This is a genomic window from Rhizobacter sp. (genome assembly GCF_046595475.1).
Lineage (GTDB): Bacteria > Pseudomonadota > Gammaproteobacteria > Burkholderiales > Burkholderiaceae_C > Rhizobacter.
Genome location: NZ_JBKJOQ010000113.1, coordinates 56,900 through 71,035, shown reverse-complemented (window position 1 = coordinate 71,035; position 14,136 = coordinate 56,900). Strand labels below are relative to the sequence as shown.

Here is a 14,136-nt window from a genome sequence, read left to right as displayed (position 1 = left end):
CAGCGATTCATGCGCATCGACCTGCGTCTGCCCAGCGTGCACACTTGAGAAGGTGTTACCCATGTCTGTGCACACCCGTTACCCCTGTCCCGCGTCTGAACAGTCGACACAAGAAAGGGAGTCGCCTGCCGGGGCGAAATCCCGGCGCGGCCTCACGCAGTGAACAAGACTTGCGCAAAACCGAGCGGGCCTTCGATCCGCGAAGCGGACCCTGTCCTGAGGTATCGAAGGATCAGGCTGAGCGGTTGGTGGCGCGCGAGCGGGTGGTGCTCAGCCTGAGCGGGTGCTGCTCACGCTGAGCGGGCGGTGCTCAGGCTGAGCGTCAGCAAGTCCAGGACGGCGGACCCTCGGTGGCGATGCCGTAGCGCTCAATCGCCTGCGCACACAGCGCCCCATCCACCTGCCCCAGCTCGCGCAACGCAGTAAGCGCGGCCAGCACGATCTGCCGGCGATCCACCTCGAAGAAGCTGCGCAAGGCGGCCCGCGTATCGCTGCGCCCGAACCCATCGGTGCCCAGAGCGACAAAGGGCGCTTGCACATGCGCGGCCACCAGTTGCGGCCAGGCGCGCACGTAGTCGCTCACCGCCACGATGGGCGAATCACCGGCCAGGCATTGCTGCACATGGCTCGTGCGCTGCGCCTGCTGCGGGTGCAGGCGGTTCCAGCGCTCGGCCTCGGCGGCGTCGCGGGCCAGCTCGCTGAAGCTGGTGGCACTCCACACTTCAGCCTCGACATTCCAGTCACTCGCCAGCAGCTCGGCCGCGGCTATCGCCTCGCGCAAGAGCGTGCCCGAGCCCACCAGGCGCACCGTGCCACGCGGCTTCTTCACCGTGTGGGCGGCGTAGCGGTACAGCCCCTTGATCACATCGGCTTCCACGCCCTCGGGCAGCGTGGGCTGCGCGTAGTTCTCGTTCATCAGGGTGACGTAGTAAAAAACGTCTTCCTGCTCTTCGAGCATGCGGCGCATGCCATGGTCGAGGATCACCGCAAACTCGCCCGCGAAGCAGGGGTCGTAGGCGCGGCAGTTGGGCACGGTGGCGGCCTGGATCAGGCTGCTGCCGTCTTGGTGCTGCAGGCCTTCGCCGCCGAGCGTGGTGCGGCCTGCGGTTGCGCCCAGCAAGAAGCCGCGCGAGCGCTGGTCGGCAGCCGCCCAGATCAAATCGCCCACGCGTTGGAAGCCGAACATCGAGTAGTAGATGTAGAAGGGCAGCATGGCCTGGCCGTGCACCGAGTAGCTGGTGGCCGCGGCCGTCCAGCTGCTGATGGCGCCGGCCTCGCTGATGCCTTCTTCCAAGATCTGCCCGTCGGTGGCTTCGCGGTAGCTCAGCACCGAGCCTATGTCTTCGGGCTCGTAGGTCTGGCCGGCGCTGGAGTAGATGCCGATCTGCTTGAACAGATTGGCCATGCCGAAGGTGCGCGCTTCGTCGGCCACGATGGGCACGATGCGCGAGCCGAGCTGCTTGTCTTTTAGCAAGGCGGTGAGCATGCGCACGAAGGCCATGGTGGTGCTCATCTCCTTGCCTTCGGCCTTGAGCGCGAACTCGCCGTACTTGGCGAGCGGCGGCACCGGCACGGTCTGCGCGTGCGCCGAGCGCTGCGGTGCATAGCCCCCGAGGGCTGCGCGCCGTGCATGCAGGTAGCGCATCTCGGGGCTGTCGTCGGCTGGCCTGTAGAACTCGAGTGCCGCAGCCTGCTCGTCGCTCAGCGGCAGATGAAAGCGGTTGCGAAAGGCGATCAGGTCTTCGCGCTCCAGCTTCTTCTGCTGGTGCGTGGTCATGCGGCCCTGGCCGGCGTCTCCCATGCCGTAGCCCTTCTTGGTCTGCGCCAGGATCACGGTGGGTTGGCCCACGGTCTGCATGGCCGCGTGGTAGGCGGCGTGGATCTTCACCAGGTCGTGGCCGCCGCGCTTCAGGCGGTCGATCTGTTCGTCGGTGAGGCCTTGTGCCAGGGCGGCGAGCTGCGGGTTTTGGCCGAAGAAGGCCTCGCGGTTGTAGCGGCCGTCTTTCGCGGCGAAGGTCTGGAACTGGCCGTCCACGGTTTGCGCAAAGGCACGCGCCAGTGCGCCGCCAGTGTCGCGGGCGAAGAGGCCGTCCCAGTCAGAGCCCCACACCAGCTTGATGACGCGCCAGCCTGCGCCGGCGAAAAGGGCTTCGAGCTCGTCGATGATGCGGCCGTTGCCGCGCACCGGGCCGTCCAGGCGCTGCAGGTTGCAGTTGACAACCCAGATCAGGTTGTCGAGCTTCTCGCGCGAGGCCAGGGTGAGGGCGCTCATGCTCTCGGGCTCGTCCATCTCGCCGTCGCCGAACACGCCCCATACCTTGCGCGCACTGGTGTCAAGCAACTGGCGGTGTTGCAGGTAGCGCATGAAGCGCGCCTGGTAGATCGAGGCGATGGGGCCTATGCCCATAGAGCCGGTGGGGAACTGCCAGAAGTCGGGCATGAGCCAAGGGTGTGGGTAGCTGCTCAGCCCTTGCGCACCTTGTGCGGCGGCGCCGATTTCTTGACGGTAGTGGGCGAGGTCGTTTGCACCGAGCCGGCCTTCGAGAAAGGCTCGGGCGTACACGCCAGGTGCGGAGTGAGGTTGGTAGAAGATGAGGTCGCCCTCGTGCTTCTCGGCGCCGCCGCGGAAGAAGTGGTTGAAGCCCACCTCGAACAGATCGGCCGCGCTGGCGTAGCTGGCGATGTGGCCGCCCAGCTCACCATAGGCCTGGTTGGCGCGCACCACCATCGCAAGTGCGTTCCAGCGCATCAGCGACGCGAGTCGCTCCTCGATGGCCAGGTCGCCAGGGAAGGGCGGTTGCTGCTCGACCGGGATGCTGTTGGTGTAGGGCGTGCCACGCACGGGCTGCCAGCCTATGGACGGCGTGCGTGCGGTGACCGCCAGCATGTCCAGGAGCTCGCGCACGCGCTGCGGGCCGGAGGCTTGCAGCACCGAGGCGAGTGCGTCTTGCCATTCGGCGGTCTCCACCGGGTCGCTGTCGGCAAGCAGGCGCTGCTGAATCGAGGGGTCGCTCATCTTGTTCTCCTTGAGTCAGCACTTTAGGAAGATTTGCGCGGCATTTGTCGCTGCAAGCACTGGTGCGTTTCCCCAATCGCAGCACAAAATGCCCCCGCATCGAGTAAAGGAAGTGGAATGGACCTAGACGCCGTTGACCTGCGCATCTTGCGCGAGCTGCAAGGCGATTCGAGCCTGTCGAACGTGGCGCTGGCCAAGCGCGTGCATCTGTCGCCCTCGCCCTGCCTTGCGCGGGTGAAGGCGTTGCAGGCGAGCGGGTTGATACGCCAGTACGTGGCCTTGCTTGACGCCAAGCAACTGGGGCTGCACCTCAACGTCTTCATCTCCATCAGCCTGAAGCAGCAAACGCGGGCGGCGCTGCAGGCCTTCGAAGAGGCCATCTGCACGCGCGAGGAGGTGATGGAGTGCTACCTCATGACGGGCGACGCCGACTACCTGATCCGCGTGGCGGTGCCGGACATGGCGGCGCTGGAGCGATTCATTCTTGAGCAGCTGTCGCCCATGAAGCAGGTCGAGAAGATTCGATCGAGTTTTGCGCTGAAGCAGGTGAGATACAAGACGGCGTTGCCGTTGACGCCTTAGGCAGACCTTCGTCATTCCCGCGAAGGCGGCAATCCAGCGTGTGTGCATCTCGAACGAAGCCACACCAGGCCCCTGCACGAGGGTGCGCCAGCACCCAGGGAAAACACGGCATCAGGTTGAACACCGCCGCCAAACCACGTTTCTACGATGGGCTCCGTGTCATGCGCATGTCTCTTCGACGAGGCCATGCGCAGGTTCATGAACACAGAGCGCTGGCCTGTTGCACGCGAAGCGATGTGCAGGCGAGGCGACCACCAGAATGGAGACGCAGATGCGTGTTGATCGTGATCTTGATCGTGCGAAGGGAGTGGGGGCGGGGGCTGGCGTGAGGGCGCTGGTCGTCACGGCGGTGGCGGCCGCGGTGCAGGTGTTGTGCGCCACCCCGGCGATGGCGCTTGAGCTCGACGTGGCCGACGGCGATCTCAAGATCCGCTGGGACAACAGCGTGAAGTACAGCGCGGGCTTTCGGGTGAAGGCACCGTCAGACACCTTGATCGGCAACCCCAACCAAGACGATGGTGACCGCAACTTCAGCCGCAAGGGGCTGATCTCAAACCGCGTGGACGTGCTGTCAGACCTCGACATCGTCTACCGGAACGACTTCGGCGCGCGGGTGAGTGGCGCGGCCTGGTACGACGGCGTTTACAACCGCGCCACGCACAACGATTCGCCCGGCACCTACAACGCCGCCTCGGTGCCGGCGAGCGAGTTCCCTGACGCCACGCGCAAGCAGCATGGCCGCAAGGCCGAGTTGCTCGATGCCTTCGTGTTCGGCAAGGGCAATGTGGATGACATGCGCTGGAGCCTGCGCGCTGGCAAGCACACGCTGCTGTGGGGCGAGACCCTGTTCTTCGGTGCCAACGGCATCGCCGGTGCGCAGGCGCCGGTCGACCTGGTGAAGCTGCTGTCGGTGCCGGGCTCACAGTTCAAGGAAATCATCCGCCCCGTGGGGCAGCTCTCGGGCAGCTTCCAGGTCATGCCCGACCTGCAGATCGGCGGCTACTACCAATACCGGTGGGAGCGCACGCGCCTGGCGGCGGTCGGCAGCTACTTCTCCACCCAGGATCTGTTCGACGCGGGCGGCGAGCGCTTCCTGCTCGGCGGCCCAGTGCTCACGCGCAGCGACGACCTGGAGGCCAGTAACTCGGGCCAGTACGGCCTGCAACTGCGCTTCCGCCTGCCCGACGGGGGTACCGACTTCGGTGTTTACGCCATCCGCTTCCACGAGAAGACGCCGCAGCTGTACCTCAACTTCCCGCTCGGCACCTACGGCATCGCGTACCACGAAGGCGTGCGTGCCTTCGGTGTGAGCGCGAGCCGCACCTTCGGCGATGTGAATCTCGCCACCGAGGTCTCGGTGCGGCACAACGCTTCGCTGGTGAACGATGGCGTCATCAACTTCAGCGGCATGGCGCCCTCGCAAGACAACCCGATGTACCCCATCGGCAAGACCGCGCACGCCAACCTGTCGGCGATCTGGGCCATGCCGTCCAACCCGCTCTTCAACGAGGCCACGCTGCTCGGCGAAGTGGCCTGGAACCGCCGCCTGAGCGTGAGCAACGGCTATGCGATGGCCATCAACTCCGAGCGCGATGCCTGGGGCCTGCGCATGCAGGTCGTCCCGACTTACCGCCAGGTCTTCTCCGGCATGGACCTCGAAGTGCCGTTCGGGCTTGGCTACAACGCCAAGGGCAAGTCACAGGCGGTGTCGTTCTTCAACGGCGGCGTGCACAAGGGTGGCGACCTGAGCCTGGGCCTCAACGGCAACTACCTCAACACCTGGAAGCTGGGCCTCAACTACACGCACTACATCGGCGAAGAGGGCACCACGCTCGACTCCACCGGCCACTTCACCTTCAAGCAAAGCCTGCACGACCGCGACTTCGTGTCGCTCACCGTGCAGACCACTTTCTGACATGACTCATCTCTCCAGGAGCCGTCTCGTGAAAATTCCGTTCAAAGCCGCCGCCGCGTTGTCACTCGGCGCTCTCTTTCTGTTGCAACCGGTGGCCGTGCTTGCCGGCGTCTCGGCCGAAGAAGCCGCCAGGCTCAAGACCGATCTCACGCCCTTCGGCGCCGAGCGCGCCGGCAACAAGGAAGGCAGCATCCCCGCCTGGACCGGTGGCTACACACAAGCTATCCCCGGTTACGTCACGGGCGGCCGTGTGCCAGACCCGTTCGCGGCCGACAAGCCCCTGTTCACCATCACACCGCAGAACAAGGATCAGTACGACGACAAGCTGAGTGAAGGCGTCAAGGCCCTGCTGGTCAAGTACCCGGAGCACTACAAGATCGTCGTCTACCCGACACGGCGCAGCTCGGCCGCGCCGCAGTGGGTGTACGACAACATCTACAAGAACGCCACTCGCGCCACGATCAAGAACGACAAGCCCGAGGGCGCTTTCGGGGGCGTCCCCTTCCCCATCCCCAAGACCGGCAGCGAAGCGGTGTGGAACCACCTGCTGGCCTGGATGGGCAACGCCGGCCGCTTGACGAACTCGAACAACGTCATCACGGCCGATGGCCGCAAGGTGCTGCTCGGCAAGGAAATCATCTATGAAGCCCGTCCCTTCTACGACGAAGGGGGCAGCGCCGAGAAGTGGACCGGCGACACCTCGTTGGTGAACTTCCGCTTCATCGGCCCGGCCTCGCGTGTGGGCGAAAGCCTGGTGTTCCGCTCCCATGCCGACGCCGACAAGTCGCGCGGCTGGGTGTACTTTGCCGGCCAACGCCGCACGCGCCAGCTGCCCAATACCTGCTGCGACACGCCGAACCCGGGCACTTCGGGCTTCGCGGCGATGGACGAAACCTACCTGTTCTACGGCTCGATCTCGCGCTATGACTGGAAGCTGGTGGGCAAGAAGGAGCTCTACATCCCCTACAACCAGAACAAGCACCTGCAAGCCCCGACCGACGCCGACGCGGTGATCGGCAAGGTGCTGAACCCCGAGTGGTCGCGTTGGGAGCTCCACCGCGTGTGGGTGGTGGAGGGCAACGTTCGCGCGGGCCAACGCCACCAAGCGCCGAAGGTGCGCCTGTACCTGGACGAAGACAGCTGGCACGCCGTCCTGTCGGAGCGTTATGACGCACAGGGTCAGCTGTGGAAAGCCGGCGAGAACATCATGGGCATCATCCCCAACGGCCCGCCGTCGCTCTTCTCGTACGGCTTCCACTCGTACGACCTGCTGGCCGGCACGCTGTTCTGGGTGGCCACCTCGGACGGTAAGGACCAGCGCACCGTCCTCGACCGCAAGCAGGTGCCTGACTCGATGTTCACCCCCGAGGCGATGGCGGCAGAAAGCGTTAGATAGTGCCCCCCGGTCGTTTCACTCCTGCCCCCGAGGGGCCGAGCCCGGACACATCGTGTCCTGAGGACGAGATGCGCCTGACGAGGGGCCGGGCGTCCCCGCCCGGCGCGGCATGCAAGGCCCACCCAACGGGCCGGCAAAGCCGGACTCTGGGGCGTGGCTTGATGAACGCTACGCTTCGCATGCTTGGGGTCGCGGGCCTTACGGCTGGCGCTTTGGCGCAGGCCGCCGAGGTTGCCGACACGCTGAGTCGGCCTGCCACCCAGGTGGCGCGGCCGGCGCAATCGTTTTTGTTGGGCGTGGCAAGCGCCGGGGAGCGGCTGGTCGCGGTCGGCGAGCGTGGCGTGGTCGTGTTGTCCGACGACCAGGGCAAGTCGTGGCGGCAGGTCTCCATCCCCGTCAGCGTGACGCTGACGGCGGTGAACTTTGCCAATGCCAAAAAGGGCTGGGCGGTGGGCCACCGCGGGGTGATCCTCGCCACCGCTGATGGCGGCGAGACCTGGGTACAACAGCTAGAGGGCAAGCAGTTCGCCCAGCGGGCCCTGGCGCAGGTCAAGGCGTCGGCCAGCCCCGCCAGCGCGGCCCTGGCCGACGCCGAGCTTCTGGTCAAGGACGGTGCTGACAAGCCTTTCCTGGACGTGAGCTTCGCCGACGACAAGCACGGCTTGGCGGTGGGCGGCTACGGCTTGTGCGCGGCCACCCAGGACGGCGGCGCCAGCTGGGCCGCCTGCATGGGCCAGCTGCCCAACCCCAAAGGCGCCCACCTGTACTCGATTGCCCGCAACGGCCAGGCCGTCTACATCGCGGGTGAACAAGGCGTTGTTCTGCGCGCGGCCGACGGCGTGAATTACACCGCCGTGGCCAGCCCCTACACCACCAGCCTGTTCACCGTGGGCATCGCCCAGAACGGCCACATCGTGCTCGGCAGCCTGCGTGGCGCCGCCTTCGTCTCCACCGATCAGGGATCAAGCTTCGACAAGCTCGCCACCGACACCCCCGGCTCCTTCTCTGGAGCGACCCGCACCCGAGACGGCCGCTTGCTGCTGAGCACGCAGATCGGCCAGCTCCTCGAATACGACCCGGTGGCCAGGCGCCTCAAGGCCGTCACCGCCCCGCCGATGCCGCCGCTTGCTGGCCTCACTCAAAGCGCCTCGGGTGCGCTGGTGATGGTGGGTGTGCGCGGTGCCAGCGTCTTGCCCGCAGCCCCTGCGGCCGCTCCCGCAGCCTCCACTCCACCCAAACCATGAGCGCCCCTGTCATCGATAGCTTGGTTGACCAACCGGTGGTTCGCGACCTGGCCCAGTTCGACACCCGAAGCGGCTCCTTCATCGAGCGCCTGTTCTTCAACCACCGCGTGGCCGTGCTCGTGATCTGCGCGCTGGTGACGGTGTTGCTCGCCACCCAGCTCTCCAAGCTGCACCTCAACGCCAGCTTCGAGAAGATGATTCCCAAGGGCCATCCTTACATCGCCAACTACCTGGCCAACAAGGGCCGGCTCAACGGCCTGGGGTCTGCGGTTCGCATCGCCGTCGAGAACCCGCACGGCAACATCTACGACCCGGCCTACCTCAAGACCCTGCAGCAGCTGAGCGATGAGGTGTTTCTGGTGCCTGGCGTGTACCGCCAGTTCATGAAGTCGATCTGGACGCCCAACACCCGCTGGGTGGCCGTCACCGAAAACGGGCTGGACGGCGGCCCGGTGATGCCCGACGCCTTCAATTACTCGGCACAGGGGCTGGCCCAGCTGCAGCTCAACGTCGAGCGCTCCGGTGAAGTGGGCCAACTCGTCGCACCCAACCAGAAGAGCAGCATCATCTTCGTGCCCTTGCTCGAGGCCGACCCCCAGACCGGCGAGCAGCTGGACTTGCCCCGGTTCTCCAGCCGCCTGGAATCGCTGCGTGCCAAGTACGAGGCCCAAGGCGTCAAGATTCACATCACCGGCTTTGCCAAGGTGGTGGGTGACCTCGTCGAAGGCCTGCAACAGATCATGGCCTTCTTCGCGGCGGCGGTGCTGATCGCGATCGCCATCGTCTTCTGGTACACGCGCTGCGCGCGCAGCACCGCGCTGGTGGTGGCGTGCTCGCTGGTGGCGGTGCTGTGGCAGTTGGGCCTCCTGCCCCTGCTGCACCTTGGGCTTGACCCGTATTCCATCCTCGTGCCTTTCCTGGTGTTCGCCATCGGCATGAGCCATGGTGCGCAGAAGATGAACGGCATCATGCAAGACATAGGCCGCGGCACCCACCGCGTGGTCGCCGCACGCTACACCTTCCGCCGCCTCTTCGTCGCTGGCCTCACCGCCCTCTTGTGCGATGCGGTGGGCTTCGGCGTGCTGCTGTTCATCCCGATCGCCGTGATCCGTGAGCTCGCCATCTCTGCCAGCATCGGCGTGGCGATCCTGATCTTCACCAACCTGATCCTTCTGCCGGTGCTGCTGAGCTTCGTCGGCGTGAATCCGAAGGCGGCCCAGCGCAGCCTTTCGGCCCAGCATGCCGAAGAGAGCCGCCAAGACAAGCCCGCCCTGTGGGCGATGCTGAACCTCTTCACCGAGCGCAAGTGGGCGACGGGCGCAGTCATCGCAGCGGTGGTGTTGGCTGTGCTGGGTTTCGCGGTGAGCCAGCGCCTGCAGGTGGGTGACCTTGACCCAGGTGCCCCCGAGCTGCGGGCCGACTCGCGCTACAACCGTGACAACCAGTTCCTGGCCCGGAACTACGGTGCCAGCAGCGACCTCTTCGTGGTGATGATTCAAGCCCCGCCGGGCGAGTGCGGCGCCTACGACAGCCTGCGACGCATCGACGCACTGGAATGGCAGCTGGCCCAGTTGCCAGGGGTGGAGTTCACCTCGTCGATGGCTCTGTTCAACCGCCGCATGATGTCGGCCTTCAACGAAGGCAGCCTCAAGTGGTACGAGTTGGTGCCCAGCGACTCGCTGCTGGGCAACATGAGCGCCCGGGCCCCGCGCGACCTGATCGACGAGGGCTGCACGATGTACACCGTCTACGCCTACCTGGCCGATCACAAGGCCGACACGCTGACGCGCGTGACCGAAGCGGCTGCCGCCTTTGCGCGCGACAACAGCAACGACAAGGTCAGCTTCCAGCTTGCCGCGGGCAATGCCGGCATCGAGGCCGCGACCAACATCGTCATCAAAGACGCCAGCCGCAAGATGCTGCTGTGGGTGTACGGCGCGGTGACGCTGCTGTGCTTCATCACCTTTCGCTCCTGGCGCGCGGTGCTGGTGGCGGTGCTGCCGCTGATGCTGATCTCGGTGCTGGCCGAGGCGCTGATGGTGGCCCTGGGCATGGGCGTGAAAGTGGCCACGCTGCCGGTGATTGCGCTGGGCGTGGGCATAGGCGTGGACTACGCGCTTTACATCCTCACCGTGACCTTGTCACATCTGCGTGCGGGCCACAGCCTGTCAGTCGCCTACTACCGCTCGCTGCTCTTCACCGGCAAGGTGGTGATGCTCACCGGCGTGACGCTGGCAGTGGGTGTGGCCACCTGGGCTTTCTCGCCCATCAAGTTCCAGGCCGACATGGGCATTCTGCTGGCCTTCATGTTCGTCGGCAACATGGTCGCGGCGCTGGTGCTGCTGCCCGCGCTGGCGCATTTTCTTTTGCCAGGCCAGCCTGTGCGCCAGCGCAAGGCTGCTGCCGCACTGCACGCGCCAACACCGCTCTTCTGATTTTCTTGAAGCCTCTTGAAAGGACACCTCTCGTGAGCACCACGCAGCGCACCTCTTCCTTGTTTGCCGGTTTGTCGGGCCGCCACCGGTTGCCCGCTGGCGTCTTGCCGGCGAACACACCGCTGGTGGTGGCCATCCACGGCGGCAGCTACACCTCGGCCTATTTCGACGTGCCGGGCGCGTCGCTGTTCGACCTCGCCGCGGCCAACGGCATCCCGCTGATCGCACCCGACCGGCCGGGCTATGTCGACAGCCCGCCGCTGCCCGCTTCCGAGGCCACCATCGCGGGCCAGGCGCGCTTCCTCCGGCGGGCGCTGAGTGACGCCTGGCAGCGCTACGGCGCGGGCACGAGTGGCATGGTGCTCATCGGCCACTCGATCGGTGGCGCCATCGCCGCGACGATCGCTGCCACGGCGGCGAGCGAGCCGGGTGAGCTGCCGTTGATCGGGCTGGCGCTGTCGGGTGTGTGCCTGCACACCCCGCCCGAGCACAAGCCGATGTGGGAGTCGTTGCCCGACACGCCCACGGTCGACCTGCCGCCGCCGGTGAAAGACATGGTGATGTTCGGCCCCGACGGCAGCTTCGACCCGCGCATGGTGCGCGCGAGTGACATCGCCAATGCGCCCGCCCCTAAGGCCGAGCTGGTCGACATCGTCAGCACCTGGGAGCAACACGCGCCGGGCATCCTCGCGCGCATTGCGGTGCCGGTGCACTACCGCCAGGCCGAGGTTGACAAGCTGTGGGTCATGAGCCAGTCCGAGGTGGACGGCTTTGCGCGCGCGCTCGCCAAGTCACCGCGGGTTGACGCCGCCATGCTGCGTGGCACCGGCCATTGCATCGACCTGCACCACGTGGGCCGCGCGTTGCAGATGCAGCAGCTCGGCTTTGCACTGCAGTGCGCCAGCGAGCATGGGCAGCCCTGAAGCTGATACGCACTACAGGAACGTGTGTTCGGCGTGTGCGGTTTTGGGCATCACCCGCGCGCAAGGGTGTGCGAGTCGGTACAAGCAGGGGCTGCATGGGCCTGCCTTCGGATGTAGTCTCGGAGCTGGCCTTCGCGGCCGAGGTTCCGACATGCCAGCGATCAGACACGTTGCCGAGCAAGACCACCGGTCGGCCAACGCCGACAAGAAGCGCACCGCCACGCGCGCGCGCCTGCTGAGCGCGGCGCTCGCGGTCTGCGCCTCCAACCTGCGCAGCCTGCCGACGGTCGAAGACATCGTCGAGAAGGCGCGGGTCTCGCGTGGCACCTTCTACAAATACTTCGACTCCATCGAAGCGGTGCTGGCCGACCTGGGGCAAGACCTCACGCGTTTGTCACTGCTCGAAGGCGAGCGCTTTCGCAACGTCTTTCACGAAAAGTGGAAGAGCACCTCGGTCGTGCTGCGCGTGGTGCTCACGCGCGCGCTGCTCGACCGCACCTGGGCCGGCTTCGTGCTGCGCACGCGCGCCTGGGCGCACGACGACCTGCTGGGCTCCATCGTGCGGCAAGACCTGGCCGAAGGCCTGGAAACCGGCGAGTACCACATCATCGACAACGAGGTGGCGCTCGACATCCTGCGCGGCCTGCTCGATTCATGCATCACCTCGCTGCACCGCGGCGTGACCGACCCCGAGCGCTACATCGACGGCGCCGTCCACATGTGGCTGCAGGCGCTGGGCTGCGAGCAGGCGCTGTGCACGGAGGGCGTGCGCATGTCCAAGCGCTTTCTCGCCGACTATGTGTCGGGCGAGCTGGAGCCGCTGCTCAGCACCTGAGCTTCGTTGAACGCCATGTGCCTGTAAAAAACACCGGGCGCCGACATGTCTGTCAGAGCCCGGTGAACGCTGAGCACGCTCAGTGCGTGTGGCTGGTGTCGAGCACCGTGCTCACGTCGCGCAGGGGTGCTGCGGCATTGGCGGCGGCCACGGCAGCTTTCATGGCTTCGAGGTCGGCCTTGGAGAAGTACTTGCCGCTGTTGAACACGCCGGCGATCTTCGACAGGTTGGCCACGTTGAGCAGCGGGTTGGCTTCGAGTAACACCAGGTCGGCGTTCTTGTTGGCCTCGACTGTGCCCATCGTGCTTTCACGGTTGAGGTGGCGTGCGCCGTTGAGCGTGGTGGCCTGCAGCACTTCGAGCGGCGTGAAGCCGGCGCTGGCCAGCTCACGGAACTCTTGGTGCAAGGCGAAGCCGGGGATCACCCAGATACCACCGGTGTCGGTGCCGGTCAGCACGCTCTGGGCGCCACCGTACTTGCGCAGCAGCTTGAGCACCTTCACGTACTCGGGGTAGAGATTGCGGAAAGTGGTGGCTGCGCTGGCCGGCTGCATGACCGCAAACTCCTGGCCCAGCTGCGCCCACAGGCCGCGCGTGGTCGGGTCGACGTACTTCAGGTTGGGGTCGTTGCTGAAGCTGGCGCTGTCGCTTTGCAGCATGGTGTGCAGGCGGATCATCGTCGGCACTTGCCAGGTGCCCTTCTGCGCGATGGTCTTGGCCACGTTCTGGCAGGTAGCGTCACTGTAGGTGTCGGCCGAGCTTTGATAGAAGGGCGCGTCGAGCGCGCTGTAGAGGAAGGGCGACACGGTGTAAGTGGGCGGGAAGGGCGGCCGGGTGCCCTGGCCCGTCAACAGCGCGTTGCGTATGGCCGCCTGATTGGTCGAGCAATCGAGCTGTATGCCCAGGCCGGCGCCCAGGTGTTCGAGCGAGTACCAGCCGGCGTTGACGGTGTCGACGGCGCTCACGCCCACCGACAGGTGGCCGGCCACGTTCAAGCCCTGGGTCTTGGCTTCGGCCAGGATGGCGTACTCGGCGGCAGGGAAGGCATTGATCACCTTCACGAACGCACCACCCATGGCCTTGGTCTGCTGCACGGCGGCCACGCCGTCGGCCGCGCTGAAGGCACCGACCACCGGTGAGCCGGGCATCTGCAGCACCTCGGGTGCGTCGAGTGCGCCGGCCGCACGCGCAGCGTTGAACTGCTGGGCCGCTGCGAGCAGCGGGGGTGCGCCGGCCATGTCGCGGATGCCGGTGATGCCGTTGGCCAGCATCAGCGGCCAATGCGGTGAGGCACCGAAGGCCGCGGGCACGCTGTGGGTGTGCATGTCCAGGTAGCCCGGCACCAGGTACTTGCCGTTGCCGTCGACCACCTTGGCGCTGCCGCTGGTCGTGACCAGCCCGCTGAACAAGATCTGCTTGATCTTGCCCTGGTCAATGACCACCGCCATGCCTCCTGTGAGCCAGCCGGTGCGGGTGTCCACGATGATGGCGTTGCGCACCACCGTGCCGCTGCTGATGTTGACGAGGCCCTGGGCGTGCTCGGTAGCACCTTGGGGCTCTGAGGTGGAATCGCTTTGGCCTCCGCAGGCGGCGATGGCCGCAGCGGCGACGGCCGTCACCGCAAGGGCGTATAGGGAAGTGCGCATGTTTGTCTCCGATTTGAACTGGGTATGAGGAACCCACAGCGTGTGGATCCCGGCGCGACTCTAGGCAGCGCCATCACCCGATCGAAGATGGCAGAACCTTGCTCGCGATACCTCGGCGCTATCGGAAAAATCGTCACAGGGGCTT

Annotated in this window: 9 protein-coding genes; 7 read left to right on the top strand and 2 right to left on the bottom strand. The window is 66.0% G+C overall.

The features are described from left to right. Nucleotides 1-322: 322 nt before the first annotated feature. Nucleotides 323-3,016, bottom strand: coding sequence for an alpha-ketoglutarate dehydrogenase (gene mdeB / locus AC30QB_RS20810; RefSeq protein ID WP_489548183.1), 2,694 nt, complete (start codon nucleotides 3,014-3,016; stop codon nucleotides 323-325). A gap of 117 nt (nucleotides 3,017-3,133) precedes the next feature. On the opposite strand from mdeB, the gene AC30QB_RS20805 reads away from it, so the two are divergent. The 7 genes from AC30QB_RS20805 to AC30QB_RS20775 all read left to right on the top strand — a co-directional run bounded on the left by AC30QB_RS20805 (nucleotide 3,134) and on the right by AC30QB_RS20775 (nucleotide 12,346). Beyond that, entirely contained in the window at nucleotides 3,134-3,598 is a 465-nt protein-coding gene (locus AC30QB_RS20805; protein WP_489548182.1) for an Lrp/AsnC family transcriptional regulator, read from the top strand. A 271-nt stretch (nucleotides 3,599-3,869) separates the two neighbouring features. After that, nucleotides 3,870-5,513: a DUF1302 domain-containing protein gene (locus AC30QB_RS20800; RefSeq protein ID WP_489548181.1), complete on the top strand. Its 1,644-nt coding sequence runs from the start codon at nucleotides 3,870-3,872 to the stop codon at nucleotides 5,511-5,513. A gap of 28 nt (nucleotides 5,514-5,541) precedes the next feature. Then, entirely contained in the window at nucleotides 5,542-6,909 is a 1,368-nt protein-coding gene (locus AC30QB_RS20795) for a DUF1329 domain-containing protein (RefSeq protein WP_489548180.1), read from the top strand. Nucleotides 6,910-7,070: 161 nt separating this feature from the next. Next, complete coding sequence (locus tag AC30QB_RS20790; RefSeq protein ID WP_489548179.1) at nucleotides 7,071-8,153, top strand: WD40/YVTN/BNR-like repeat-containing protein; 1,083 nt, start codon at nucleotides 7,071-7,073, stop codon at nucleotides 8,151-8,153. Continuing rightward, nucleotides 8,150-10,588: an efflux RND transporter permease subunit gene (locus tag AC30QB_RS20785; protein WP_489548178.1), complete on the top strand. Its 2,439-nt coding sequence runs from the start codon at nucleotides 8,150-8,152 to the stop codon at nucleotides 10,586-10,588. The genes AC30QB_RS20790 and AC30QB_RS20785 overlap by 4 nt, the downstream gene beginning before the upstream one ends. 32 nt (nucleotides 10,589-10,620) lie before the next feature. Continuing rightward, nucleotides 10,621-11,511 (top strand): alpha/beta fold hydrolase, encoded by an 891-nt coding sequence (locus AC30QB_RS20780; protein ID WP_489548177.1) that lies wholly within the window; start codon nucleotides 10,621-10,623, stop codon nucleotides 11,509-11,511. Nucleotides 11,512-11,662: 151 nt separating this feature from the next. Further along, a complete protein-coding gene (locus AC30QB_RS20775) occupies nucleotides 11,663-12,346 on the top strand; it encodes a TetR/AcrR family transcriptional regulator (RefSeq protein ID WP_489548176.1) in 684 nt (227 codons plus the stop codon). Nucleotides 12,347-12,425: 79 nt separating this feature from the next. Here AC30QB_RS20775 and AC30QB_RS20770 read toward each other — a convergent pair whose 3' ends face one another. Further along, a complete protein-coding gene (locus AC30QB_RS20770) occupies nucleotides 12,426-13,991 on the bottom strand; it encodes an amidohydrolase family protein (protein WP_489548175.1) in 1,566 nt (521 codons plus the stop codon). Nucleotides 13,992-14,136: the final 145 nt, after the last annotated feature.